Origin of the sequence: Caulobacter sp. ErkDOM-E, from assembly GCF_048541895.1 — a bacterium.
Classification (GTDB): Bacteria; Pseudomonadota; Alphaproteobacteria; order Caulobacterales; family Caulobacteraceae; genus Caulobacter.
On record NZ_CP183331.1, the window covers coordinates 1,839,902 to 1,862,988 of the forward strand.

The following is a 23,087-nucleotide window of genomic DNA, read 5'->3' on the forward strand; positions in this document are numbered from 1 at the left end:
CGGGCGTGCGGAGACAGCTGGCAAGTCCTGGCTTCCGTGAAGACGCGTACTTGACGCCGGAAGCCCCCGGCGCGACCTTCAACTCAACAATGATAACCTAGGGAGGCCTTCCATGGCCGACGGAGCCACGTCCATCAGCACGTCCCTCAGGGGCAAGGTCAGCGACGCCGAGTGGCAGGCGCGCGTTGATCTGGCCGCTCTGTATCGGCTTGTCGCTGTGCACGGCTGGGACGACATGATCTTTACGCACATCTCGGCCCGCATTCCGGGGCCGGAGCATCACTTCCTGATCAACCCCTATGGCGTGTTCTTCGGCGAGATGACCGCCTCGGCGCTGGTCAAGGTCGATCTGGACGGCAACGTCATCGACAAGACCTCGTACTTCATCAATCCGGCGGGCTTCACCATCCACTCGGCCGTCCACGCGGCCCGCGAAGACGCCCACTACGTCATGCACCTGCATACCGATCAGGGCGTCGCGGTCTCGACCCACAAGGAAGGTCTGCTGCCGCTGGCGCAACAGGCGCTTATCGTCTTGCCTCAGCTCGCCTATCACGACTATGAAGGTATTGCGCTCAATCTTGACGAGCGGGAGCGGCTGGTGGCCGATCTCGGCGACAAGAAGCTGATGATGCTTCGGAACCACGGCACCTTGTCGGCAGGTTCGACCGCGGCCGAGTGCTGGATGGGGATGTTCTTCCTGGAGCGCGCGTGCAGTCAGCAGGTGATGGCCCTCTCGGCCGGACGCGACAACGTCCTGATGGCGCCGGAGCACGCTCAGGCCGAGGTGCGCAGCCAGACCGGCGGCGGGCTCGGCATGATCGCGGGCCTGGCCTGGCCGGGTTGCCTGCGCAAGCTGGATCGGGAGTCGCCCGGCTACGCCGACTGACAATCCGTTATCGACGAAGCTCAGCCGCCGTGATCCTGGCGATCACGGCGGCTTTTCTTTGCCTGACAGGCGGCGAAGCCATGGCCGGGGCATGGCCGATGTCGAAAGGTCAGACCCAGGTGATCGCCAAGGTCGAACGGCAATCGGCCGACCAGGTCTTCGACGCCGATGGCGCGGTGCGCGATCTGGGGCGGCGCGAGGACGAGGCGGCCTCGGTGTTCATCGAGCATGGCGTGACCGATCGCCTGACCTTGCAGGCCAAGGCCGGGCTGACCAGAGGGCGTGATCCGTTCGTCAGCTACGAAGGTCGCGGCCCTGTCGAGATGGGGCTGCGCTATGCGGTGCTGAGGCGCCCCCGGACGGTCGCGGCGATCTATCTTGGCGCGGCCGAGGCGGGCGTCGGCCGCAACGCCGGCTACGCGGCGCCGGGGCAGGGCGAGCTCGATCTCGAGGCGCGACTGCTTCTGGGGCGATCGGTGACGACCCCGCGGGGCGAAATTTTTTCGGATCTGCAACTGGCCCGTTTGCGGCGATCAGGCCTGGCCGACGAGACCCGGATGGACGCGACCCTGGGCTTTCGGCCAACGCGCAACTGGCTGGTGATGGCCCAGACCTATGCCGGTAAGGCGGACGCCAAGCCCCGGAAATCCAGCTGGGTAAAGGCCGAACTTTCGGTTGTTCGCGGCTTTGGCGCCTGGAGCGTGCAGGCTGGCTGGCGGCAAACCCTCGCGGGTCGAGAGATTGCACGGGATCGTGGCGTTGTGCTGGGGATCTGGCGCGGATTCTGAGTGTTGCAGGACTGAAATGGTCCGTCATCCTGCTGTCACTGGACGTGGGTTTAGGGGGACGGCATATGTCCCCGCACCTTGTCGCCGCCGCCGACTCTGTTCGGCGCCTGGAGTCCGTTCCTTGATCCGCAGGCACTTCTTCCTTTTGGCGGCGCTGGCCGCCGTGGTTCTCATGCTCGTTGTCGGGGGCATGAAGCTGGCGTTCGGGCAAAAGGCGGCTGGCCAGGGTGGTCCTGGCGGCGGACGGGCCACGACTGTCTCCCAGACTGTCGTGTCGTCCAGGCCCTTCACCGACCGCATCGAGGTCCTTGGCGTGGCCAAAGGACTGCAGTCGGTGACGATCACGTCCAATACCGCCGAAATGATCACGGCCGTGCACTTTGTCGATGGCCAGGCCGTATCGCGCGGCCAGGTGCTGGTTGATCTGAAGTCGGCCAGCGAGGACGCGGGCATCGCCGAGGCCAAGGTGCGCCTGGCCCAGGCCGAGCGCGACTATCAGCGCTGGAAGACCTTGGCCGATCGCGGCGTCGCGCCGCGCGCCACCGCCGAGCAGTATCTGTCCGCCGTCGAGACGGCCCGCGCTGGTGTCGCCTCGGCTCAGGCCCAGAAGCTGGACCGCGTGATCCGTGCGCCGTTCTCGGGTCGCGTCGGCATTTCGGATGTCGCGCCCGGCACCCTGATCAGCCCCGGCACGGCCATTGTCAGCCTGGACGATGTTTCGGTGATCCGCGTCGATTTCTCGGTGCCTGACCGCTATCTGGCCACCCTGCGCCAAGGCCTGCCGATCTCGGCGCGGCCTGACGCCCTGCCGGGTGAGACCTTCCAGGGCCGTATCGCCCAGATCGACACGCGGATCGATCCCACCACCCGCGCCGTAAAGGCCCGCGCCGAGTTCCCCAATCCGGGCGGTCGCCTGAAGCCGGGCATGCTGGTCAAGGTGTCCATCGACCAAGGCCTGCGCACCGCGCCCGCCGTGCCCGAGGCCGCCGTTCAGTTCGAAGGCACCCAGGCTTCGGTGTTCCTGATCGTCAAGGGCCCCAAGGGCCAGGTGGCGCGTCGCACCAATGTCGAGACCGGTCTGGCCTCCGGCGGTTTCGTCGAGATCAGCTCGGGCGTGAAGCCGGGCGACAAGATCGTGGCCGATGGCCTCAACCGCGTGCAGGACGGCGCGTCGATCGGCGGCGGTCAAGGTGGCAAGAAGCCCGGCGCCGGCGCCGGCGACGCTGGTCGCAAGGCTAACTGATGATCTCGGATCTTTCCGTCCGCCGCCCGGTCTTCGCCGCCGTTGCGGCGATCCTCCTCTGCGTCATCGGCCTGGCCGCCTTCACGGGTCTGCCGATCCGCGAACTGCCCAATGTCGATCCGCCGGTGGTGTCGGTCTCGACCGCCTATCGCGGCGCCTCGGCTGAAGTGATCGAGGAGCGCATCACCCAGGTGATCGAGCGCCAGGTCTCGGGCATTCAGGGCATCGACCGGGTCAATTCGTCGTCGCGCGACGGCCGTTCGCAGATCAGCATCACCTTCACGCTCGACCGCGATCTGGACGACGCCGCCAACGACGTGCGCGACGCCGTCAGCCGGGTGTCGGCCAACCTGCCCGACCAGGCCGATCCGCCGCAGATCGCCAAGGCCACGGCCGACAGCTCGCCGATCATCATTCTGAACCTGACCTCGACCAGCCTGTCGCCGCTGGAGCTGGCCGACTATGCCGACCGCTATCTGGTCGAGCGGATGTCGACCGTGCCCGGCGTGGCCCAGGCCGGCCTGAACGGCCAGCTCTACGCCATGCGCATCTGGCTCAATCCCGACGCGATGGCCGCCCGCGGCGTGACCGTCGACGACGTCGAGAACGCCCTCAACAGCCAGAACGTCGAACTGCCCGCCGGGTCGCTGGAGAGCGACAGCAAGGACTTCACCATCCGGGTGACCCGCAGCTATTCCAAGCCGGAGGACTTCGTCAAACTGCCGCTTCGGGCGGCCAACGCCAGTGGTTTCGTCGTCAGGCTTGGCGACGTGGCGCGTGTGGAAGAGGGCTCCAACGAGCGCCGGAAGATCTTCCGCGGCAACACGGTCAACCAGGTCGGCATCTTCCTGACCCGCCAGTCGCAGGCCAATGACGTCGCCATCTCCAAGGTGGTCGACGCCGAGATCGCGGAGATCAACAAGACGCTGCCCCCTGGCACGCAACTCATCAAGGCCGTCGACAACTCGGTCTTCACCGCCGAGGCGATCCACGAGGTGTGGGTCACCATGGGCATCTCGATCGGCCTGGTGGCCCTGGTCAACCTGCTGTTCCTGGGCAGCTGGCGGGCGGCGCTGATCCCGTCGATCATCGCGCCGATCTGCATTCTGTCGACCTTCATCGTCCTGGCGCCGCTGGGCTTTTCGCTCAATCTGCTGACCCTGCTGGCTCTGGTGCTGGCTGTCGGCCTGGTGGTCGATGACGCCATCGTCGTGGTCGAGAACATCCAGCGCCGGGTTGATGAGGGCGAGCCCGCGCCCGTGGCTGCCCTGCGCGGCACGCGCCAGGTGTTCTTCGCGGTGGTCGCCACGACGGTCGTGCTGATCTCGGTCTTCGCGCCGCTGATGTTCCTGCCCGGCTATACGGGCCGTCTGTTCGTCGAGTTGGCCGTGGCCATCGCGGCGGCCGTGGCGTTCTCGGCCCTGCTGGCCTTCACCCTGTCGCCGATGCTGGCCTCCAAGCTGCTGCGTCCGGCGGGTACCGGCGGTTGGCTGGCCCGCAAGGTCGACTGGGCGATGGACAGGCTGAAGGACAGCTATCGCCACTCGCTGGAAGGTCTTCTGGCCGCTCGCGCCGCCAGTTGGGCGACCGGGGCCGTGGTCATCGTTCTGGCGGCGGCCGCCGGCGGCCTCTTCGTGATGCTGCCCAAGGAAATGGTCCCGGCAGAGGATCGCGGCCGCGTCGATATCAACATCAACGGCCCAGAGGGCGCGGGCTTCGACTACACCGTCAAGGCCGCCAACGAGGTCGAGCGCCAGCTTGAAAAGTACCGCGCCGACGGCGTCGCCGACCGGACGATCATCTCGGTCCCGCGCTTTGGCCAGAGCCAGTTCAACACCGGCAATGGCGTGTTGGTGCTCAAGGACTGGGGCGAGCGCGACAAGACGGCTGACGAGGTCGCCGCCGAACTCAACAAGACCCTGAGCAAGATCACCGGCGTGCGCGCCGTGGCCAGCGTGCGCGGCGCCTTCCAGCGCGGCGGCGGCGGTGGCGGCGGGACGAACGTCGACCTGATCGCGGTCGGCAACGACTATGTGGAGCTGGCCAACTGGCTCAAGCCCATGCTGGAGGCTGCCCAGGACAATCCGGGCCTGTCGCGTCCGCGCATCGACTACGAGCCGACCTCGCCGCGACTGTCGGTGCAGATCGACCGCGACAAGGCCGCCAGCCTGGGCATCTCGGCCCAGTCCATCGGCCGGGCGCTGGAGACCATGTTCGGCTCGCGGCGCGCCACGACCTACATCAAGAACGGCCAGGAATACGACGTGATCCTGCAGTCAACCCTGGAGCAACGCCGCAGCGTCGCCGACCTGGACCAGCTGCAGGTGCGCACCCAGTCGGGAACCCTGGTGCCGCTGTCGACCGTGGTCACCACCCAGCTTCGCGGTGACACGCCCGACCGCCCCCGCGTCGACCGCCTGCGCTCCGTCACCCTGACTGCGCAGCTGGCGCCGGGCTATACCGTCGAAGATGCGGTGAAGTTCCTGCAGGAGGAGGCCGCTTCCCGGCCAACGCCTGGAGTCAGCGTCAAGTGGGGCGGTCAGGCCAAGGACTATCTGGAAGCCTCGGGCGCTGTCGGCGTCGCCTTCGGTCTGGCCCTGTTGCTGGTCTTCCTGGTGCTGGCCGCGCAGTTCGAAAGCTGGATCCACCCGGCGGTCATCATGATGACCGTGCCGCTGGCGGTGCTGGGCGGGCTGTTTGGCCTGCTGATGACCGGCTCGACCGTCAACACCTACAGCCAGATCGGCCTGATCATCCTGGTCGGCATCGCGGCCAAGAACGGCATTCTGATCGTCGAGTTCGCCAACCAGCTGCGCGACGAGGGCCTGAAAGTGAAGGAGGCGGTGATCGAAGCCGCCGTCCTGCGCCTGAGGCCGATCATCATGACCTCGATCGCCACCGCCATGGGTGCCCTGCCGCTGGTGCTGTGGACCGGAGCCGGCGCCGGCAGCCGTCAGACCATCGGCGCCGTGATCTTCATGGGCGCGATCTTCGCCACCCTGCTGACCCTGTTCGTGGTGCCGGTGTTCTACAACCTGCTGGCTCGCTACACGAAGTCTCCGGAGTGGACGGCGCGGCAGATCGAGGACTATGAAGCCCGGGAACAAAGCGGTGAGGGGCAATCCTCACCGGCATAAACCGGTGAGGAAGCATGCCTGACGGCTCAATGACCGCGAAGCGGCAGGAGATTGCGCTCCTTCGCCGCATCGAGGAACGCATTCTCTGGCTGGCCTCGTGGACGATCCACAACGCCAACCACCTGCGCGAGAGCCGCGACGGCCTGAAGGTCGGCGGGCATCAGGCCTCCTGCGCCTCGATGACCACCCTGATGACGGCGCTCTACATGAAGGCGCTGCGGCCGCAGGACCGGGTGGCGGTCAAGCCGCATGCCAGCCCTGTGTTCCACGCCATCCAGCACCTGTTTGGCCGTCAGAGCCTGGACAACCTCAAGCGTTTCCGTTCGCTGGGCGGCGCGCAGTCCTATCCGTCGCGCACCAAGGATGTCGACGATGTCGACTTCTCCACCGGCTCGGTGGGTCTGGGCGTGGCCATGACCGCCTTCGCCTCGCTGGCCCAGGACTATCTGGCGGCGCGCGGGGCGGTGAAGCCCGAGGCCATGGGCCGGATGATCTCGCTGCTGGGCGACGCCGAGCTGGATGAGGGCAACATCTACGAGGCCCTCATCGAGGCCTGCAAGCACGACGTCCGCAACACCTGGTGGATCGTCGACTACAACCGCCAGAGCCTGGACGCGACCACCCAGGACCGGATGTTCACCCGCTATGGCGAGATCTTCGAGGCCGCAGGCTGGACGGTCGAGACGCTGAAATGGTCCCGGCGCCAGCGCGATGCCTTTTCCAGGCCGGGCGGCGAGGCGCTGCGCACCTGGATCGAGACGGCTCCTAACGATCTCTATTCGGCCCTGACCTATCAGGGCGGCGCAGCCTGGCGCGAGCGTTTGAACGCTGACCTGGCCGACCATGCCGACACCCTGGCCCTGATCGCATCCTACAAGGATATCGATCTTGCCGAGTTGATGACCGAGCTGGGCGGCCATTGCCTGGAGACGCTGCTGGAGGCCTTCGAGCGCGCCAGCCACGACGACGCCCCGCGCTTTTTCATCGCCTATACCGTCAAGGGCCTGCGCCTGCCGTTCCAGGGCCACAAGGACAACCATTCGGGCCTGATGACCCCGACCCAGATCGCCGAGCTGCGCCAGCGTCTGGGCGTGGTCGAGGGCGAGGAGTGGGATCCGCTGTCGGGCCTGTCCAGCGCCGAGCGTACGGCCCTCAAGGGCCTGATCGCCCGCGCGCCCTTCGCCGCCGACGTCCAGCGCCAGCACGTGGCGCCGGCCATCCCGACACCCAGCGCTGACGAACTGCTGGAGGCCGTCGCCGGAGGTGGCGAACAATCCACCCAGGCGGCGTTCGGCAAGGTGATGTTCGAGATTTCGCGCCGCAGCGACGAGTTCTCGGGCCGGGTGGTGACCACCTCGCCCGATGTCACCGTCTCGACCAATCTGGGCGGGTTCGTCAACCGACGCGGCGTCTTCCATCGCCGCGCGCACGAGGACGTCTTCAAGCGCCGGCGCATCCCTTCGGCCCAGGTGTGGTCGATGGTCGAGACGGGGCAGCACATTGAGCTGGGCATCGCCGAGAACAACCTGTTCATCGTCCTGGCGGCCCTGGGCCTGACCGCGCCGCTGTTTGGCGAACGGCTGTTCCCAGTCGGCACACTGTACGATCCGTTTATCGCGCGCGGTCTCGATGCGCTGAACTATGCCTGCTACCAGGACGCCCGCTTTCTGCTGGTCGCCACCCCCAGCGGCCTGACCCTGGCGCCGGAGGGCGGCGCGCACCAGTCGATCAACGGGCCGGTGATCGGCATGGCCCAGCCGGGTCTCGACACCTACGAGCCGGCTTATGCCGACGAGACGGCGGTCCTGATGGCCCGCGCCTTTGAACGCATTCAGGACCCCGACGGCGCCTCGACCTATCTGCGGCTGTCGACCCGGGTGATCGCCCAGCCCGAGCGGGCGGATGACGCCTGGCGGCAGGGAACGATCGACGGCGCCTACTGGCTGAGGCCGCCTGCGCCCGGCGCGCGGCTGGCCCTGGTCTTCAGCGGCGCCCTGGCGCCCGAGGCCCTGGCGGCGTTCGAGGCCCTGTCGGAAGACATGCCTGAGGCCGGCCTGCTGGCCGTGACCTCGGCCGACGTCCTGCACCGCGACTGGACGCGCGGCGGACGTGCGCGCTGGACGGGGGAGGGCGCCCAGAACCCCCCGGGGGCCTCGACCATCGAGACCCTGCTGTCGACGCTGGATCGCGACGCCGGTCTGGTCACCCTGACGGACGGATCACCCCTGGCGCTGTCGTGGCTGGGTTCAGTGCGCGGTCAGCGGGTGCGGGCGCTGGGGCTGGAGACCTTCGGCCAGTCCGGTGATCTGCCCGACCTCTATGCCAGGTATCGCCTGGACGCGGACGCCGTGCTCGACGCCTGCGCGGACCTGCTGGCCTAGAGCGTTATTCGGCGAAGTGGATACCGGTTCGCCGCCGAAATAACGCGTCAAAACAAGAATCTAGAGCAAACGACATGATTCAATCATGGCGACCTTTGCTCTAGAGGCCGTCCAGGATCGTCATGCGCCGGATCAGGCCGTCGGCGAAGTCGTAGGCCAGCACCGCGCGCGTGTCGGACCACAGCTGGCCGTCGCGGCTTCGGACCGCGTACTGGATGTCGAGCACGATCCTGGCCGGCGGCTCTTCGCGGACGGTCACCTGGCGGGCGTCCAGCTGCATCAGGTCGAACTGCCGGGCAAAGTAGTCGACAACAGCCGCGCGGCCCTGCAGGACCCCGCCTTCCAGGCTGTTGGGCCACGCGGCGTCTGCATGCAGTAACGCCCCCAGCGCCAGGGGGTTTCGCGCATTGTAGGCTTCATAGGCCTTGGCCAGCAGGGATCGCTCGTGGCGCATCTCAGAGTCCGGCCGTCGAATTGACAACCATTTCGCTGATCCTGCCCGCGCGCAGGCGGTAGGTCGCCTGGATCTGGCCTTCCCCCCAAGGCCCGCCTTGTGCGCCGCGCACCTGCACGTGCAGACAGGCCTCGACCCGGCCATCGGACATCTGGCGGGTAGAGAGCAGCGACAGGCTGACATGGATCAGCGCGAACTGGCGCAGATAGTAGGCCCGGATCTGGTCCTGTCCGACCAGGGTTTCGCTTTCCAGACCGTCGGGGATGCGAGCGTCCGGCTCGAAGAGCGCCATGACCGCGTCAATGTCCTGACGGTCGATCGCGTTGTAGAGCGCGCTCAGCAGGGCTTCCACTGAAGCGTCCGCGGCAACCCCGTCCTTGTGGCCGTCCATTCGGGGGGGCAGGGCGCCCTCCATCCGCCGGCGAGGGCGCGATTGAGCGTCAGCTTGCGGGTTTGCGAGGGTGTCAGGGCGCGGGGGCGGTCGGTCCAGGTGTTCGATATCCATGCGCGAAACCTGGCCATCGCGCAGCGTGTAGTACTGCCGCAGCTGAATGTCGGACCACAGGCTGCCCGTCGCACCGCGCACCACCTGGTTGACATCGACCCGCACCCGGCCGTCATCCTCGATCGCGAAAGCGATGGGCGTCACCTCCACGTGAATGAACTGGCTGTTGGAATCCCAGTAGTCGCGCACCGCCGCATGGCCCACCAGACGGCCGCCCCGGGTCTGATCGGGCCAGTCGACGTCGTCGCACAATCCGGCCGCGACCGCCGGGAAGTCGTGGCGATTGAAGGCTTCGAAGAGCCGGGTCAGCAGCGCCTCGGCCTCAATCATCAGGACGCCGGCTTGAAGCCCGTCTCGACCTTCAGATAGGCGATCAGATCGATGCGATCCTTGGGATCCTTGAGGCCCGCAAACGACATCTTGGTTCCCGGGAGGAAGCCGCGCGGATCGGCCAGCCACTTGTCGAGATGCTCGCCGTCCCAGACGAAGCCGGCGGCCTTGACCGCCGGAGAATAGGCGTAGTCGGCGACAGCGCCGGCCTGGCGGCCAAACACCCCGTACAGGTTGGGGCCGGTCAGGGACGGGCCGCCCTCGGCGATGGTGTGGCAAGAGCGGCAGAGTGCGAACTTGCGCTGACCATTGGCCAGGTCACCCGTGTTGTAGGGGGCGGGAAGCGTGGCCAACAAGGCGACCTTTTCAGCCTCGTTCGGGCCGGCGGCGACAGCGGGTGCGACCTCAGACGCGCTCTGCGTCTTGTCGTCATCCTTGGAACAGGCTGTCAGAATGACGCAGAGCGCCGCGATGGCGGCGGAGTGAAAGACGCGCATGAAAATCCTCGAGCGACACTTGGACGCAAACTATGCGACGCCGCGCCACATTCAATTACAGCCTAGGTTCTGAGCCACAATTTCTCGTGTAACGACGTTATGCCGTCAAGCTTCCGCCACGGTTCAGACGGGGGCCCTGCGACAATTGTTGGTACGATCATGATTCCACTCACGAAAGGTGAATTCGCGAACCGTGGGTCTGCACATAAATATTTGACGACCGTTAACCATGATCCTACCGAAAAGAGGCGGGGGGGCTGCCCCGCCTTGGGTTGGGAAAATCAAGATGGACTGGAACGAAGAGCGGACTGCGGTTTTGAAGAAGCTGTGGCTGGAAGGCATGAGCGCCAGCCAGGTGGCCCGACAGCTGGGCGGCGTCAGCCGCAGCGCCGTGATCGGCAAGGTGCACCGCTTGGGCATCACGGCTCGCGAGACGCCCCTTCGCCCACGCGCCTCGTCGGCTCGCTCGCCTAGCCGCATCCCGGTCAGGACCCGTCAGGCGAACGCGATAGCGCCGGCCCGCATCCCGGTCATCCGCGCTGCGCCGATCATCGTCGACCTGGAGCCGACCTCTGGCATCCTCGGCCTCGAAATCCATTCCTGCCGGTGGCCGATCGGCAATCCCGACCAGAACGATTTCGGCTTCTGCGGCCGCGAGAAGCCCAAGCGCGCCTCCTATTGCGACCAGCACGCCCGGGGCGCCTTCCGTCGCTTCCAGTCGGCCGGCGAGATCGAGACGTGGAGCCGCCAGGGCGTCCCGGAAAAACGGATCCAGCAGCGCCTCGGCTGAGGCCGATCCACCCCCATTCAAATCTTCACCGCCTGCCTTGAGTAGATTCCCATGAACATGGTCCTTATCGAAAACACCGCCGGCAGCAGCCAGGTGATCACGATCATTGAAGAGTTCGCCGGCCATTCGGTGTCGCGCGATCTTAACCCTGGCGATGCAGCGCGCATCCCCGTCAGCCAGTTCAAGTCGATCACCGTGCGCGAGACCTATCCCGACGACTGGCTCAGCCGTGGCCGGGCCCGCAACCGGGCTGTCGCCAACGCCTGACCATCCCTGAGATCCTCGAAACTCCCCTGAACGACTCCACCCTGCCTTGACCCCGCGAGCCCCTCTCGCGGGGTTTCTTTTGCGCCCAAGACGCGCGCCAGAGAGGGGACTGGTGCGATCGCGCTCAATTTTACGTCGCGGTGGTCTGACCTCGGTTGCGCAGGCTAGGGCCTCGTGACATGAAAGCGCCCACGCACGACCGGGGGGACGAAATGCGGGTTCAGGACACCGGGGAAGAGTTCGTCGTGCCGCTGCCAAGCTATCTCAGCTATCTGCTTTATCAGACCGAGCAGCATCGCCGCTCGCTGGCCTCCGACTGCATCGCGCGGCACGGCCTGAGCTTTCCAAAATGGATCGCCATGGTCGCCCTGCGGCGCTTCGGTGAATGCTCCATGACCCGCCTGGCCAAGCTTTCGGCCAGCGACCGCACGACCCTGACGCGCTCGATCGACGGCCTGATCCGCGACGGCCTTGTCGAGCGCAAGGCCTCGCCGACGGACCGCCGCATCGTGGTGGTCAGCCTGACCGCCGCCGGCGACGCTCTGCTCACCCGCATCCGCGCCGACATCCGCCCGCTCAACGCCGAGGTCTGCAGCGAGCTGACCGCCGAGGAGCAGGTCACGATGACGGGCTACCTCAAGAAGATGCTGGGTGGACTGATCGAAGAGCCTGAGTGGAAGCAGGATGTCCTGGGCTTCAACCAGCGCGCCGAGCCGCTGACGGTTTAGTCTTCGCCCCTGGGCTTGCCCCGCAGCGTCTTGATCCCCGCCCGCTTGCCCTTGGTCTCCAGCCGCTTGAGCTTGCTGGAATAGGTCGGCTTGGTCGGGCGGCGAGGTTTGGGCTTTTCCGTTGCGCGCTTGATCAGGTCGATCAGCCGGTCGCGTGCTTCCTGGCGGTTCATTTCCTGCGAGCGGCTGCCCTGGGCGAACAGCACCAGCACGCCGTCCAGGGTCATGCGGCTGCCACCCAGCGTCTCCAGCCGCGCCTTGACGTCCTCGGGCAGGGTGGGGGAGTTCCTCACATCAAAGCGCAGCTCGATGGCGGTCGAGGTCTTGTTGACGTGCTGGCCGCCGGGGCCCGAGGCGCGGGTCGCCTTCTCGATGATCTCGTCGTCGTCGATGCGCAGCCAGCTGGTGATCTCGATCATCGCCGCCCTCGCGTGGCCTTGACCACCACGGTGTCGAGGGCCTGCAGGAACTTGCTGCGGTCGTTGGGGCCGAAGGCCTTGGGGCCGCCGGTGATCTCGCCCATCGAGCGCAGATGCTCGCCGATCGATCGCGAGGCCAGGGCCGAGCCGATCATGTCCGGCGTGAAGATCCGGCCATTGGGCGCGAGCGCCGCGGCGCCGGCCTTCAGCACCCGATCGGCCAGGGGAATGTCGTTGGTCACGGCGACGTCGCCGGGCTGGGCGCGTTCGGCGATCCAGTCGTCGGCGATGTCGGGGCCGGCGTCGACCACCACCTGCTCGACGGCCGGCGTCAGGGGCACACGGATCCAGCTATTGGAGACCACGAAGGTCTTCAGCCCGTAGCGCGCGGCGACCTTGTAGATCTCGTCCTTCACCGGGCAGGCGTCGGCGTCGATGAAGATCACGGGCGGGCGAGGGGCGTTCACGGCGAGGCTCTCAAGGAATACGGCCACGCGCATAGCATGGGCGCTGCCTGGGAAGAGAGAGGCTTCAAGGTGAGGGGAAAGAAAAGCTCCAGCCCGATGCGCGAGGCGCAAGGGGCTGGAGAGAATTGGCCGCGCATGCGGGCGCGGTACAAGGGGGGATCGAGGGGGGGGAGGGGATAGGTCTCGAACCTGCACGATAAGCGCGCGACAGCGAAACCGGTTCCCTAGCGCGGAAGACGCAACGGCCCCGGCACAGGGGTGGGATCCACCGGGGTCGATCCGGCCTGCGGCAAGCTCTTGATCGGCACGCCCGGCAGCAAGGGCTCGCCGGTCCATTCCCAATGCCAGGGCTCGTAGGGATAGTTGACGAAGCCAAAGCGTCCGGCGTTGACGATCATCCACTGGAACACGTCCGAGCGGGCCATGGCCCGGCGATTGTCGTCGGCCGAGCTGTCAGGGCCAAAGCCCGGGGCGGCGGCGATGTAGATGTCCATGGCCAGGCCGGTGCGATGGGCTGAGCAGATGGAGCGCACCAGGCCCTGGCAATTGTTGTCCCGCGCGCAGCGCTCGGCGTCGGCGGCCGGATCGCGGTAGCCGGAGAAGATGGTCAGGATCTCGGGGCGAGGGACCACGCCGGCCGCCTTGGCCTGGCTGACCATCTGGCGGTAGGCGTCCAGCGCCCCGGGGCGCAGCTGAATCGTCTTGCCGCCATAGCTTTCCCCGGCCCGCGCGGTTTCCAGGGCCGAAAGCGGCGGCGCGCCGGGACACATCCCCTGGGCGTTGATCCGAGCGAATGGTCGCTCCAGGTGCCAGCCGCGGAGCATCGGCTGGAAGGTCGTCGCGTCCAGGATTCCGGACGGTTGCAGTCCGTGGGCTCGTTGCCAGACCGCCAGGGCCGCCGCGAAACCCGGGGTGGAGGGCGCGCAGCGTGTGTGGATCTCGGCCGCGATGCGGGGCGCATAGATCTCCCAGCCAACCTCAGGCCGGCCGAACGGATACCAGATCATGCGGCTCAGCGAGGCCGTGTTGGCGCCGCGCGCACCGGCCGGGGCCCGGCGGGACTCGCAGTTCTCGTCGGGCTGAACGTCGGGAGCGGAAGCGGGCGGATCGACCGAGGGAATGTACTGCGTCGCGGCCTGCTGTTCCCACGGCGGCGGCTGATCGGTCACCAGCGGCGATGGAACGGGGTCATCGCCAGGCCAGACGACCCAGACGACGAACGCGGCGACCGCCAGGGTGAGCAGGCCGAAGATCCAGGTCAGGGGGCGCAGCAGCTTCAACCGTTTCTCCCCAAGCGTCTTGGAACTTCGCCATGACTGAAGGCTTCAGACCGGCAGTCGTTCCGTCTGGAGTTTCCACCATGCCCTTCGATCCGCGCTCCGTCGCCCTTATGCTTGGCTGTCTCTTCGCCACGACGGCGTGCTCGGACCCGGCCTCGGAACCCCAGGCGGCGGCGGTCGCGCCGCCCGCGCCGGCGGCAGCCCAGACCAATGTACCCGTGATTGCCGCGCCGCCCGCCCCCGTGACGGCCTCCGCCTGGCCCCAGGCCCGGGCGATCGATGCGGCCGTCCTTGATCCGGCCGTGGTCGATCCGGAGGGCCTGAAGACAGCGATGATCCGCGCCCAGGTCCTGCTGGACCGCGCCCATCTGTCGCCCGGCGTGATCGACGGACGGCCCGGGACCAATGTCACCCTGGCGCTGGAGGCCTTCCAGGCCGCCAGGGGCCTGCCGGTCAATGGCAAGCTGGACAAGGTCTCGTTCGACGCTCTGGTCGCCGGCGATGGCGGACCGGTGATGACCGACTATGTCGTCACCGCCGAGGATGTCGCCGGTCCCTTCCAGCCCAACATCCCCAAGGGTGACTATGAAGCCATGGCCAGGTTGCCGGCCCTGTCGTTTGGCGACGTGGTCGAGGCCCTGGCCGAACGCTTCCACATGGACGAGGCCTTGCTGCGCGCCCTCAATCCCGGCGTCGATTTCACGGCGGCCGGGACGTCCATCGTCGTCGCGGCCGTCGGTCCTGACAAGCTGGCCGGCAAGGTGGCGCGCATCGAGATCGACAAGGCCCGGGGGCAGGTCCGCGCCTTCGATGACCAGTCCGCCCTGCTGGCGGTCTATCCGGCCACGGTCGGCAGCACCGAGCGCCCGGCCCCGACCGGCGAGTGGGCGGTCAACACCGTCGCGCCCCGGCCGACCTATACCTATGACCCCACGCGCCTGACCTTCGGCAAGCCCAAGGGCAAGCTGACGATCAAGGCCGGGCCCAACAATCCGGTCGGCTCGACCTGGATCGACCTGACCAAGGACACCTACGGCATCCACGGCACGCCCGATCCCCGGCTGGTCAACAAGCGCGCCTCGCACGGCTGCGTGCGCCTGACCAACTGGGACGCCGCCGAACTGGGCGCGGCGGTCCAGAAGGGCGCCAGGGTGGTGTTCCTGGGCGCAGAGGCCAGGGCGTCTTAGGGGAATGGTGCCGGTTGCAGGAATCGAACCCGCGACCTTCGGTTTACAAAACCGCTGCTCTACCAGCTGAGCTAAACCGGCCAATCGCCGCGCGAAGCGGACGGAGGCTTCCTTAGCGTCCGGACCGCTGGTGGGCAATGGCTTTGGTGTCTGCGCCGACCAAGGGGATTGCGATCGCGCCGTCCCCGGATGGGCACGGGGATAGACGTCCCAAGTCCTCCCCCTGAAGGGGGAGGCGGCCGGTGGCCGATGGGGGAACACCGCATTGATTCAGCAGCACTTCCCCCTCCGATCGCTGCGCGATCGCCTCCCCCGCTAGGGGGAGGACTTGTATGGGCGTCCAGACAATCGACGCAGCCCTCTTAAAACCTCCCGTATTCTGTACCCACCTCGTCGCGAGGAAAGGGCGCAAGGCCAGCGACCATTGCGGCGGCGGGGGGTGATCGAGCGGGGCTGGGCTTCAGGGGGATACTGAAGCGCGTCCGGGGATCCTGGCGTTGCAGGACCCGCCCGCCGTCGGCGTGGACGGGGATCAAGGCGAGTGTTGGTCAGAATTGGCCCCACGCCCCCCGACCTCCGGGACTTCGGGAAACCGAAGCTTCCGGGTTCCGGTAAGGCCCCAACTGGGCCACCCGCTGGGACGCTGATGGAAAACGACCACGCGGAGCGGACGGCTTCGTCGAAACGGTTAGTTCTATTTCATCTCCGGGCGAGCCCGGACGCTCCGCGACTCTTTCCATCACCCTCGCAGTGAAAGCGCGAGGTCGAGACGCCGTGTCACCCCGCCTTCGGCTTCAACCTCAGTCCGCCCAGCAGCGCCCCGCCGATCACATAGGTCAGCAATTGATAGCCGCCATCGATCCACAGCAGCGGCAGGTTGCCGGCCGCGTAGACGTAGTCGAGGCTGACCACTGTCAGGGCGAAGAACACGCAGGCGGCAAGGGCCACCCTGGCGCCGCCCATCCAGCTGCGGGCGTCCAGCCGGCCGATCAGCCAGTCCAGGCCGATCAGGATGATGACCATGTTGACGAAGCCCAGGCTCATCCGCCACTCGGTCCCGACAAACTCGGCTTCGGTCATTTCCATCGCCGCCATCCAGGCGTCGCTGAGGACCGCGCCATACCAGACGATGCCGATGATCTGTCCGACGACCAGGGCCGCGACGAGGCCCAGCCAGTTGATGCTCTTCATAGACGTTGTCCCCCGATGGGGCCGGATCGGTCTGTCCGGCTCCCCCAGGGGAAGGGAAGCTGCATAACGATGTTTGGTCAACGGTCCGGCGCTTTTGTTTCGCGGCCCGGCCTTCTATATGCGAACGCCTGTTTCCTTGATCCCTGACTCCCCGGAAGATTTGCGCCTCATGGCTCGTATCCTGATCACCTCCGCCCTGCCGTACATCAACGGCATCAAGCACCTGGGCAATCTGGCGGGATCGATGCTGCCGGCCGACGTCTATGCGCGCTTCCAGCGGGCCCGGGGCAATGAGACGCTCTATATCTGCGCCACCGACGAGCACGGCACGCCGGCCGAGCTGGCCGCCGCCGCCGCCGGCCAGGATGTCGAGACCTACTGCGCCGAGCAGCACATTCTGCAGCGCGACGTCGCCGCGGCGTTCGGCCTGTCGTGGGACTGGTTTGGCCGCTCGTCCTCGCCGCAGAACCGCAAGCTGACCCAGCACTTCGCCGAAGTTCTTGAGGCCAATGGCCTGATTGAGGAACGCGTCGACCAGATGGTCTATTCCATCGACGACAAGCGCTTCCTGCCCGACCGCTATATCGAGGGCACCTGCCCGCACTGCGGCTTCGAGAAGGCGCGCGGCGACCAGTGCGATAACTGCGGCAACCTGCTGGATCCCACCGACCTGAAGAACGCCTATTCGGTGATCTCGGGCTCGCGGAACCTGGAGGTGCGCGACACCCGCCACCTCTATCTGCTGCAGACCAAGATGGCCGACAAGATCCGCGCCTGGGTCGACACCCATGGCGACTGGCCGATCCTGGCCAAGTCGATCGCCTACAAGTTCCTGGATGAGGGCCTGATCGACCGCGGCATCACCCGCGACCTGGCCTGGGGCGTGCCGGTGGTCAAGGACGGCGCGCCGCGTCCGGGCATGGAAGGCAAGGTCTTCTACGTCTGGTTCGACGCCCCGATCGAATACATCGCCGCCACCCAGGAATGGGCCGATGCGGAAGAGGGCCGCGACTGGCAGCGCTGGTGGCGCACGGACGCCGGCGCTGACGACGTCCGCTATGTCGAGTTCATGGGCAAGGACAATGTGGCGTTCCACACCGTCAGCTTCCCGGCGACGATCCTGGGCTCGGAAGAGCCGTGGAAGAGCGTCGACATGCTCAAGGCCTTCAACTGGCTCAACTGGTATGGCGGCAAGTTCTCGACCAGCTCCAAGCGCGGTGTGTTCATGGACGCGGCGCTGGAGATTCTGCCGCCCGACTTCTGGCGCTGGTACCTGACGTCGAACGCGCCGGAGAGCTCGGATACCGCCTTCACCTGGGAGATGTTCGCCAGTTCGGTGAACCGCGACCTGGCCGACGTGCTGGGCAATTTCATCAACCGCATCCTGAAGTTCACCGAGGGCAAGTTCGACGGCGTGGTGCCGGAGGGCGGCCAGCCGGGTCCGCTGGAAGAAAAGCTGTTCGCCGACGTCTCGGCCCGCCTGGCCGATCTGGCCGAACAGATGGACGCCATCGAGGTGCGCAAGAGCGCCCAGGCGCTGCGCGCTCTGTGGGTGGTCGGCAACGAGTATCTGCAGGAAGCTGCGCCGTGGACCGCGATCAAGACCGACCGCGACCGCGCCGCTGTGATCGTTCGCACGGCCCTGAACCTGGCGGCGCTGTACGCCAAGATCTCGACGCCGTTCATCCCGTTCGCGGCCGAGAAGATCGCGGAAGCCTTCTCGCTGGACTTCCCGGCCGCCTGGCCAAGCAACGATGCGGCGGTCGAGCTGTCATCGCTGCCGGTCGGCCTGTCGGTGCGCGCGCCCGAAGTGCTGTTCAAGAAGATCGACGAGGACATGATCGCCGAATGGACGGCCCGCTTCGGCGGGGCGGAAGAGGGGTGATCTTCATCCGCGACATGGGCCGCGCCGGCCGATGAGCAGCCTGACGCGGCTCAGCTTTTTCTACGTCGCGATGTATCTCGGGACAGGCGTCAGCCTGCCCTATATCGGCACCTATCTTCGCGATCGCGGCATGAGCGGCGCAGCGATCGGCCTGATCCTGGCCATCCCGATGCTGGCCCGGCCCTTCACTGGCCCGGCCCTGGCGGTGTGGGCCGACGGCTTCGCCCTGCGGCGCTCGCCGATGGTGCTGCTGTCGCTGGGCGCGGGACTTGGCTACGCGGCCCTGCTGATCGCGCCCGGCGCCCTGGGCCTGGCCATCGCCTGGATGATCGGCCAGACGCTGCTGTCGACGGTTTCGCCCCTGGTCGACGTCATCGCTCTGCGGCGGGCGCGGACCGAGGGGTTCAACTACGGCCTGCCAAGGGGCACAGGCTCGGCGGCCTTCATTGTCGCCAATCTGATCATGGGTGTCGTGCTGGCGGTCGCCACGCCGGCCATCATTCCCATCTGGATCGCCGCAGCGGCTTTCCTGACGGCTCTGGCGGCGGCGGTGTTCGTCCCGCCTGAACGCGTTCATGCCGAGGGCGCCAAGCCCGTCGGATCCGAACGCTGGAAAGGCCTTGGCTCACTGCTGCGCGACCGGACGTTCCTTTTGGCCGTCATGACCGCCGGCCTGATCCAGGGCGCCCATGCCTTCTACTACGGCTTCTCGACCATCCTCTGGCGGGGACAGGGGATTTCCGAGCCGATCATCGGCCTGCTGTGGGGCGTCGGCGTCGCCGCAGAGGTGGCCTTCATGTGGTTCCTGGAGCCCTGGCGCCGCAAGGTGGGGCCGGAAAAGCTGATGATCCTGGGCGGCGCGGCGGCGGTGCTGCGATGGGTGGCCTACGCCTTCGCGCCGCCGCTGTGGATGCTGTTTCCGATGCAGCTTCTGCACGCCCTGACCTTCGCGGCCAGTTTCCTGGCCTCGCTGCGCCTGATCGAGAAACTGACCCCGCCCGCCAACGCCTCGGCCGCCCAGGCGATCAACTCGGCCCTGTCGGGCGGCTTCACCCTGGGCGTCGCGACCCTGTTCGCGGGGCCGCTGTTCGACGCTTTCGGGTCCTACGGCTATCTGGCCATGGCGGGTGTGGCGGCGTTGGGTCTGGCCGGCGCCATCGCCCTCAACCGCCGCACCGGCAGCCGTCAGATGTCGTAGTCGATCTCCTGGCCTTCCAGCCAGGCCACGATCCGTTCGGCGGCTTCGACCGGGGTCATGGCCGTGGTGTCGATGCGAAGCTCCGGCGCTTCGGGGGCCTCGTAGGGGCTGTCGATGCCGGTGAAGTTCTTGAGTTGGCCCGCCCGGGCCTTGGCGTACAGACCCTTGACGTCACGTTGCTCGGCCACGGCCAGGGGCGTGTCGACAAAGACCTCGATGAACTCGCCGCCCTCGAGGATCTCGCGGGCCATGCGGCGTTCGGCGCGGAACGGCGAGATGAAGGCGGTCAGCACGATCAGGCCGGCGTCGACCATCAGCTTGGCCACCTCGGCGACCCGGCGGATGTTCTCGACCCGGTCCTCCTCGGTGAAGCCGAGATTCTTGTTGAGGCCATGACGGACATTGTCGCCGTCGAGGAGATAGGTGTGACGACCCAGGGCGTGCAGGCGCTTTTCGACCAGGTTGGCGATGGTCGACTTGCCGGCCCCCGACAGGCCGGTCAGCCACACGACCTGGCCGCGTTGGCCCTTGAGCGCGGCCCGGGATTGTTTCGTGACGTCCGTATGTTGCCAGTGAATGTTGTCGGCGCGGCGCAGGGCGAAATTGATCATGCCGGCGCCGACGGTGCGGTTGCTGATCCGGTCGATCAGGATGAAGCCGCCCAGTTCGCGGTTATCGGCATAGGCTTCGAAGGGCACAGCCTGGTCGAGCGACAGGTTGCAGACGCCGATCTCGTTCAATTCCAGCCGCTTGGCGGCGGACTTCTCAAGCGTGTTGACGTTCACCCGGTGCTTGATCTCGGTGACGCTGGCCCCGACGGTCCGGGCCCCGATCTTCAGCAGGTAGGCGCGGCCGGGGGGCAGGGGCTCGTCGTCCATCCAGACGACGGTGGCCTCGAATTGTCCGGCCACGGGGCTGGGCGCATCGGCGGCGACGATCAGGTCGCCGCGCGAGATGTCGATCTCGTCGGTCAGGGTGATCGTCACCGACTGGCCGGCCACGGCCTGGGGCAGGTCGTCGGGCAGGGTGACAATGCGCTCGACGCGGCTCTCGCGACCCGAGGGCAACACGCGGATCCGGTCGCCCGGCTTGACCACGCCCGAGGCGATCAGGCCCGAGAATCCGCGGAAATCCAGATTGGGGCGATTGACCCATTGCACGGGCAGACGGAACGGCTGGGCCTGCAGATCGTCCTCGACCTGAATGGTTTCCAGCCAGTCCATCAGGATCGGGCCGTCGTACCAGGGCGTCGCGTCGCTCTTGCTGGCCATGTTGTCGCCGCCCAGGCCCGAGATCGGGATCGGAGTGAAGACCGACAGGCCGATCTGATCGGCGAAGGCCCGGAAGTCGGCGACGATGGCGTCGAAGGTCGGCTGGTCCCAGCCGACGAGGTCCATCTTGTTCACGGCCAGGACGATGTGGCGGATGCCCAGCAGGCTGACGAGATAGGCGTGGCGGCGGGTCTGGGTGAGGACGCCCTTGCGGGCGTCGATCAGGATCACGGCCGCGTCTGCGGTCGAGGCGCCGGTGACCATGTTGCGGGTGTATTGCTCGTGGCCGGGGGTGTCGGCGACGATGAACTTGCGCTTGTCGGTGGCGAAGAAGCGGTAGGCGACATCGATGGTGATGCCCTGTTCGCGCTCGGCGGCCAGGCCGTCGACCAGCAGGGCGAAGTCGATCGCGCCACCTTGCGTTCCGACCCGCTTGGAGTCGGCCTCGAGGGCCGCCAGCTGGTCCTCGAAGATCATCTTGCTGTCGTACAACAGCCGGCCGATCAGGGTCGACTTGCCGTCGTCCACCGAGCCACAGGTGATGAAGCGCAGCAGCGACTTGTGCTGGTGGGCGACCAGATAGGCGTCGATGTCCTCGGCGATCAGGTCGGAGGGCTTGTAAACGGTCATCTAGAAATAGCCCTCCTGCTTCTTCTTCTCCATCGAGGCGGACTGGTCATGGTCGATGACCCGGCCCTGTCGCTCGCTGCTGGTGGCCAGCAGCATTTCCTGGATGATCTGGGGCAGGGTGGAGGCGGTGCTCTCGACCGCGCCGGTCAGCGGATAGCAGCCCAGGGTGCGGAAGCGGACGCTCTTCATCTGCGGAACTTCGCCTGGGCGCAGCCGGAAACGATCGTCATCGACCATGATCAAAGACCCGTCGCGCTCGACCACCGGCCGCTCGGCCGCGAAATACAGCGGCACGATCGGGATGTTTTCGAGGTGGATGTACTGCCAGATGTCGAGCTCGGTCCAGTTCGAGATCGGGAAGGCCCTCAGGCTTTCGCCCGGGTGCTTGCGGGTGTTGTAGAGCTTCCAAAGTTCGGGCCGCTGGTTCTTCGGGTCCCAGCGTTGCTCGGCCGAGCGGAACGAGATGATCCGCTCCTTGGCGCGGCTTTTTTCCTCATCGCGCCGGGCGCCGCCGAAGGCCGCGTCGAAGCCGTATTTGGAGAGGGCCTGTTTGAGGCCCTCGGTCTTCCACATGTCGGTGTGAAGGGCGCTGCCGTGGTCGAAGGGGTTGATGCCCTTGGCCTCGGCCTCGGGGTTCTTGTGAACAAGCAGGTCAAATCCAAGGTCGGCGGCGACCTTGTCGCGCAACGCGTACATGGCCCGGAACTTCCAGGTGGTGTCGATGTGCAGCAGCGGAAAGGGTGGCCGCGACGGGAAGAACGCCTTGGCCGCCAGATGCAGCATCACGGCGCTGTCCTTGCCGATCGAATACAGCATGACCGGCCGTTCGCACTCGGCCGCCACTTCGCGCAGGATGTGGATGCTTTCGGCTTCCAGGCGCTGGAGGTGCGTCAGGCGGGCCGGCGAGATGTCGGTCATGAACGGTTCCGGCGAAGCGCTGGGTGCGATCGATGCAAGCTGGGTAGGGGCCAAAACAAGCGTCCGCAAACAGAATTAAATGCCGATCGTCGCCGAATTCGGCAACAGCGGGCTGTGTACTGGCGAACTAGGCAGCGCGAGGGCCCGGGGCAAGCGGTGGAATTCTGGAGGCGTTGTCAGCTTGGGTGGCGCCGAACTCTGCGATCATGACCGAAAGTTCACTCGGTTAAGCTGCGAGCCTGTCGCATAATGCCGTTATCGCACGGTGGGTCGGTCATGAGCTTTCTGGCGGAAATACTGGCTATAGTTGTGGTCTGGCTGTCGTCTCTGGCGCTGGGCCAACTGGGCGTTGCGCTCGATACCCACCCCGTCGCCAAGTCGCCGCCCGAACGCAAGGTTTTTCGTTCGCCGCGTGGATCCATGAAAAGTCCGGTGACGGTCGCTCCGCCAAGCGGGGCGTCGCAAACGGTCTGAAGCGGCGCCTCTGCCCTCCGCGACGACGTGAAGCCCTTAAAACTCAACCGAAGCCGCTTTGCGCGCGGGCTTTTCGCCGCTAGGTTCATTCTCTACGCGAAATAGGGGCAGGGCGCGCGTTGACTGTCTTCGCCCTTCGCTGACCGCCTTGGGACCCT

The 23,087-nt window shown here is 66.6% G+C and carries 20 protein-coding genes and 1 tRNA gene; 11 read left to right on the forward strand and 10 right to left on the reverse strand.

Going from position 1 to position 23,087, the window contains the following annotated elements; genetic code table 11:
* Nucleotides 1-112 precede the first annotated feature (112 nt).
* From ACN2C7_RS09035 to ACN2C7_RS09055, 5 genes are all read left to right on the forward strand, one after another.
* The gene (locus tag ACN2C7_RS09035) at nt 113-889 is read left to right on the forward strand and encodes a class II aldolase/adducin family protein (RefSeq protein ID WP_419321184.1); all 777 of its coding nucleotides are present in this window, start codon (nt 113-115) and stop codon (nt 887-889) included.
* A 29-nt stretch (nt 890-918) separates the two neighbouring features.
* Nucleotides 919-1,677 (forward strand): hypothetical protein, encoded by a 759-nt coding sequence (locus ACN2C7_RS09040; RefSeq protein WP_419321185.1) that lies wholly within the window; start codon nt 919-921, stop codon nt 1,675-1,677.
* Between the two features lie 121 nt (nt 1,678-1,798).
* Nucleotides 1,799-2,920, forward strand: coding sequence for an efflux RND transporter periplasmic adaptor subunit (locus ACN2C7_RS09045; protein WP_419321186.1), 1,122 nt, complete (start codon nt 1,799-1,801; stop codon nt 2,918-2,920).
* On the forward strand, nt 2,920-6,057 hold the full coding sequence (locus ACN2C7_RS09050) for an efflux RND transporter permease subunit (RefSeq protein WP_419321187.1): 3,138 nt from the start codon (nt 2,920-2,922) through the stop codon (nt 6,055-6,057). The genes ACN2C7_RS09045 and ACN2C7_RS09050 overlap by 1 nt, the downstream gene beginning before the upstream one ends.
* A gap of 14 nt (nt 6,058-6,071) precedes the next feature.
* A complete protein-coding gene (locus ACN2C7_RS09055; RefSeq protein ID WP_419321188.1) occupies nt 6,072-8,438 on the forward strand; it encodes a transketolase in 2,367 nt (788 codons plus the stop codon).
* A 100-nt stretch (nt 8,439-8,538) separates the two neighbouring features.
* Here ACN2C7_RS09055 and ACN2C7_RS09060 read toward each other — a convergent pair whose 3' ends face one another.
* From ACN2C7_RS09060 to ACN2C7_RS09070, 3 genes are read right to left on the reverse strand one after another with little or no spacing between them, the layout of a single operon-like run.
* The gene (locus tag ACN2C7_RS09060) at nt 8,539-8,892 is read right to left on the reverse strand and encodes a nuclear transport factor 2 family protein (protein ID WP_419321189.1); all 354 of its coding nucleotides are present in this window, start codon (nt 8,890-8,892) and stop codon (nt 8,539-8,541) included.
* Between the two features lies 1 nt (nt 8,893).
* Entirely contained in the window at nt 8,894-9,727 is an 834-nt protein-coding gene (locus tag ACN2C7_RS09065) for a nuclear transport factor 2 family protein (RefSeq protein WP_419321190.1), read from the reverse strand.
* Nucleotides 9,727-10,224 (reverse strand): c-type cytochrome, encoded by a 498-nt coding sequence (locus ACN2C7_RS09070; protein ID WP_419321191.1) that lies wholly within the window; start codon nt 10,222-10,224, stop codon nt 9,727-9,729. Before ACN2C7_RS09070 ends, ACN2C7_RS09065 begins: the two co-directional genes overlap by 1 nt.
* A gap of 286 nt (nt 10,225-10,510) precedes the next feature.
* Here ACN2C7_RS09070 and ACN2C7_RS09075 point away from each other — a divergent pair, with 286 nt between their 5' ends.
* The 3 genes from ACN2C7_RS09075 (at nt 10,511) to ACN2C7_RS09085 (ending at nt 12,009) form a co-directional block, all read left to right on the forward strand.
* Nucleotides 10,511-11,014, forward strand: coding sequence for a GcrA family cell cycle regulator (locus tag ACN2C7_RS09075; RefSeq protein ID WP_419321192.1), 504 nt, complete (start codon nt 10,511-10,513; stop codon nt 11,012-11,014).
* Between the two features lie 51 nt (nt 11,015-11,065).
* Nucleotides 11,066-11,281 carry a hypothetical protein gene (locus ACN2C7_RS09080; RefSeq protein ID WP_419251642.1) on the forward strand — a complete coding sequence of 72 codons (216 nt, stop codon included), beginning with the start codon at nt 11,066-11,068 and terminating at the stop codon, nt 11,279-11,281.
* A gap of 179 nt (nt 11,282-11,460) precedes the next feature.
* On the forward strand, nt 11,461-12,009 hold the full coding sequence (locus tag ACN2C7_RS09085) for a MarR family winged helix-turn-helix transcriptional regulator (protein ID WP_419321193.1): 549 nt from the start codon (nt 11,461-11,463) through the stop codon (nt 12,007-12,009).
* Here ACN2C7_RS09085 and arfB read toward each other — a convergent pair.
* From arfB to ACN2C7_RS09100, 3 genes are all read right to left on the reverse strand, one after another.
* Nucleotides 12,006-12,428 carry an alternative ribosome rescue aminoacyl-tRNA hydrolase ArfB gene (gene arfB / locus ACN2C7_RS09090; protein ID WP_419321194.1) on the reverse strand — a complete coding sequence of 141 codons (423 nt, stop codon included), beginning with the start codon at nt 12,426-12,428 and terminating at the stop codon, nt 12,006-12,008. The two genes, ACN2C7_RS09085 and arfB, sit on opposite strands and share 4 nt — an antisense overlap.
* Entirely contained in the window at nt 12,425-12,874 is a 450-nt protein-coding gene (locus ACN2C7_RS09095; protein WP_419255861.1) for a YaiI/YqxD family protein, read from the reverse strand. The genes arfB and ACN2C7_RS09095 overlap by 4 nt, the downstream gene beginning before the upstream one ends.
* Nucleotides 12,875-13,119: 245 nt before the next feature.
* Nucleotides 13,120-14,175 carry a D-alanyl-D-alanine carboxypeptidase family protein gene (locus tag ACN2C7_RS09100; RefSeq protein ID WP_419321196.1) on the reverse strand — a complete coding sequence of 352 codons (1,056 nt, stop codon included), beginning with the start codon at nt 14,173-14,175 and terminating at the stop codon, nt 13,120-13,122.
* A gap of 80 nt (nt 14,176-14,255) precedes the next feature.
* On the opposite strand from ACN2C7_RS09100, the gene ACN2C7_RS09105 reads away from it, so the two are divergent.
* Nucleotides 14,256-15,362 (forward strand): L,D-transpeptidase family protein, encoded by a 1,107-nt coding sequence (locus ACN2C7_RS09105; RefSeq protein WP_419321197.1) that lies wholly within the window; start codon nt 14,256-14,258, stop codon nt 15,360-15,362.
* Between the two features lie 5 nt (nt 15,363-15,367).
* Here the strand turns inward: ACN2C7_RS09105 and ACN2C7_RS09110 are convergent.
* Both ACN2C7_RS09110 and ACN2C7_RS09115 read right to left on the reverse strand, forming a co-directional pair.
* Nucleotides 15,368-15,443: transfer RNA gene (locus ACN2C7_RS09110), tRNA-Thr, on the reverse strand.
* 696 nt (nt 15,444-16,139) lie between these two features.
* Nucleotides 16,140-16,553, reverse strand: coding sequence for a DUF1761 domain-containing protein (locus ACN2C7_RS09115; RefSeq protein ID WP_419321198.1), 414 nt, complete (start codon nt 16,551-16,553; stop codon nt 16,140-16,142).
* Nucleotides 16,554-16,722: 169 nt separating this feature from the next.
* Between ACN2C7_RS09115 and metG the strand changes: the two genes are divergently transcribed.
* Both metG and ACN2C7_RS09125 read left to right on the forward strand, forming a co-directional pair.
* The gene (gene metG, locus ACN2C7_RS09120) at nt 16,723-18,438 is read left to right on the forward strand and encodes a methionine--tRNA ligase (protein WP_419321199.1); all 1,716 of its coding nucleotides are present in this window, start codon (nt 16,723-16,725) and stop codon (nt 18,436-18,438) included.
* A 31-nt stretch (nt 18,439-18,469) separates the two neighbouring features.
* Nucleotides 18,470-19,636 (forward strand): MFS transporter, encoded by a 1,167-nt coding sequence (locus ACN2C7_RS09125; RefSeq protein ID WP_419251635.1) that lies wholly within the window; start codon nt 18,470-18,472, stop codon nt 19,634-19,636.
* On the opposite strand, the gene cysN is transcribed toward ACN2C7_RS09125, so the two are convergent.
* Both cysN and cysD read right to left on the reverse strand, forming a co-directional pair.
* Nucleotides 19,624-21,537, reverse strand: coding sequence for a sulfate adenylyltransferase subunit CysN (gene cysN / locus ACN2C7_RS09130; RefSeq protein ID WP_419321200.1), 1,914 nt, complete (start codon nt 21,535-21,537; stop codon nt 19,624-19,626). The two genes, ACN2C7_RS09125 and cysN, sit on opposite strands and share 13 nt — an antisense overlap.
* The gene (gene cysD, locus ACN2C7_RS09135; protein ID WP_419251633.1) at nt 21,538-22,455 is read right to left on the reverse strand and encodes a sulfate adenylyltransferase subunit CysD; all 918 of its coding nucleotides are present in this window, start codon (nt 22,453-22,455) and stop codon (nt 21,538-21,540) included. It lies immediately after the preceding gene.
* Nucleotides 22,456-23,087 lie beyond the last annotated feature (632 nt).

Excerpts from the sequence above, each read along its gene's own strand:
- ACN2C7_RS09035 (WP_419321184.1), top strand. The coding sequence starts at position 113 with ATGGCCGACGGAGCCACGTCCATCAGCACGTCCCTCAGGGGCAAGGTC.
- ACN2C7_RS09050 (WP_419321187.1), top strand. The coding sequence starts at position 2,920 with ATGATCTCGGATCTTTCCGTCCGCCGCCCGGTCTTCGCCGCCGTTGCG.
- ACN2C7_RS09055 (WP_419321188.1), top strand. The coding sequence starts at position 6,072 with ATGCCTGACGGCTCAATGACCGCGAAGCGGCAGGAGATTGCGCTCCTT.
- ACN2C7_RS09060 (WP_419321189.1), bottom strand. The coding sequence starts at position 8,892 with ATGCGCCACGAGCGATCCCTGCTGGCCAAGGCCTATGAAGCCTACAAT.
- ACN2C7_RS09065 (WP_419321190.1), bottom strand. The coding sequence starts at position 9,727 with ATGATTGAGGCCGAGGCGCTGCTGACCCGGCTCTTCGAAGCCTTCAAT.
- ACN2C7_RS09070 (WP_419321191.1), bottom strand. The coding sequence starts at position 10,224 with ATGCGCGTCTTTCACTCCGCCGCCATCGCGGCGCTCTGCGTCATTCTG.
- ACN2C7_RS09075 (WP_419321192.1), top strand. The coding sequence starts at position 10,511 with ATGGACTGGAACGAAGAGCGGACTGCGGTTTTGAAGAAGCTGTGGCTG.
- ACN2C7_RS09080 (WP_419251642.1), top strand. The coding sequence starts at position 11,066 with ATGAACATGGTCCTTATCGAAAACACCGCCGGCAGCAGCCAGGTGATC.
- ACN2C7_RS09085 (WP_419321193.1), top strand. The coding sequence starts at position 11,461 with ATGAAAGCGCCCACGCACGACCGGGGGGACGAAATGCGGGTTCAGGAC.
- arfB (WP_419321194.1), bottom strand. The coding sequence starts at position 12,428 with ATGATCGAGATCACCAGCTGGCTGCGCATCGACGACGACGAGATCATC.
- ACN2C7_RS09105 (WP_419321197.1), top strand. The coding sequence starts at position 14,256 with ATGCCCTTCGATCCGCGCTCCGTCGCCCTTATGCTTGGCTGTCTCTTC.
- ACN2C7_RS09115 (WP_419321198.1), bottom strand. The coding sequence starts at position 16,553 with ATGAAGAGCATCAACTGGCTGGGCCTCGTCGCGGCCCTGGTCGTCGGA.
- metG (WP_419321199.1), top strand. The coding sequence starts at position 16,723 with ATGGCTCGTATCCTGATCACCTCCGCCCTGCCGTACATCAACGGCATC.
- ACN2C7_RS09125 (WP_419251635.1), top strand. The coding sequence starts at position 18,470 with ATGAGCAGCCTGACGCGGCTCAGCTTTTTCTACGTCGCGATGTATCTC.
- cysN (WP_419321200.1), bottom strand. The coding sequence starts at position 21,537 with ATGACCGTTTACAAGCCCTCCGACCTGATCGCCGAGGACATCGACGCC.
- cysD (WP_419251633.1), bottom strand. The coding sequence starts at position 22,455 with ATGACCGACATCTCGCCGGCCCGCCTGACGCACCTCCAGCGCCTGGAA.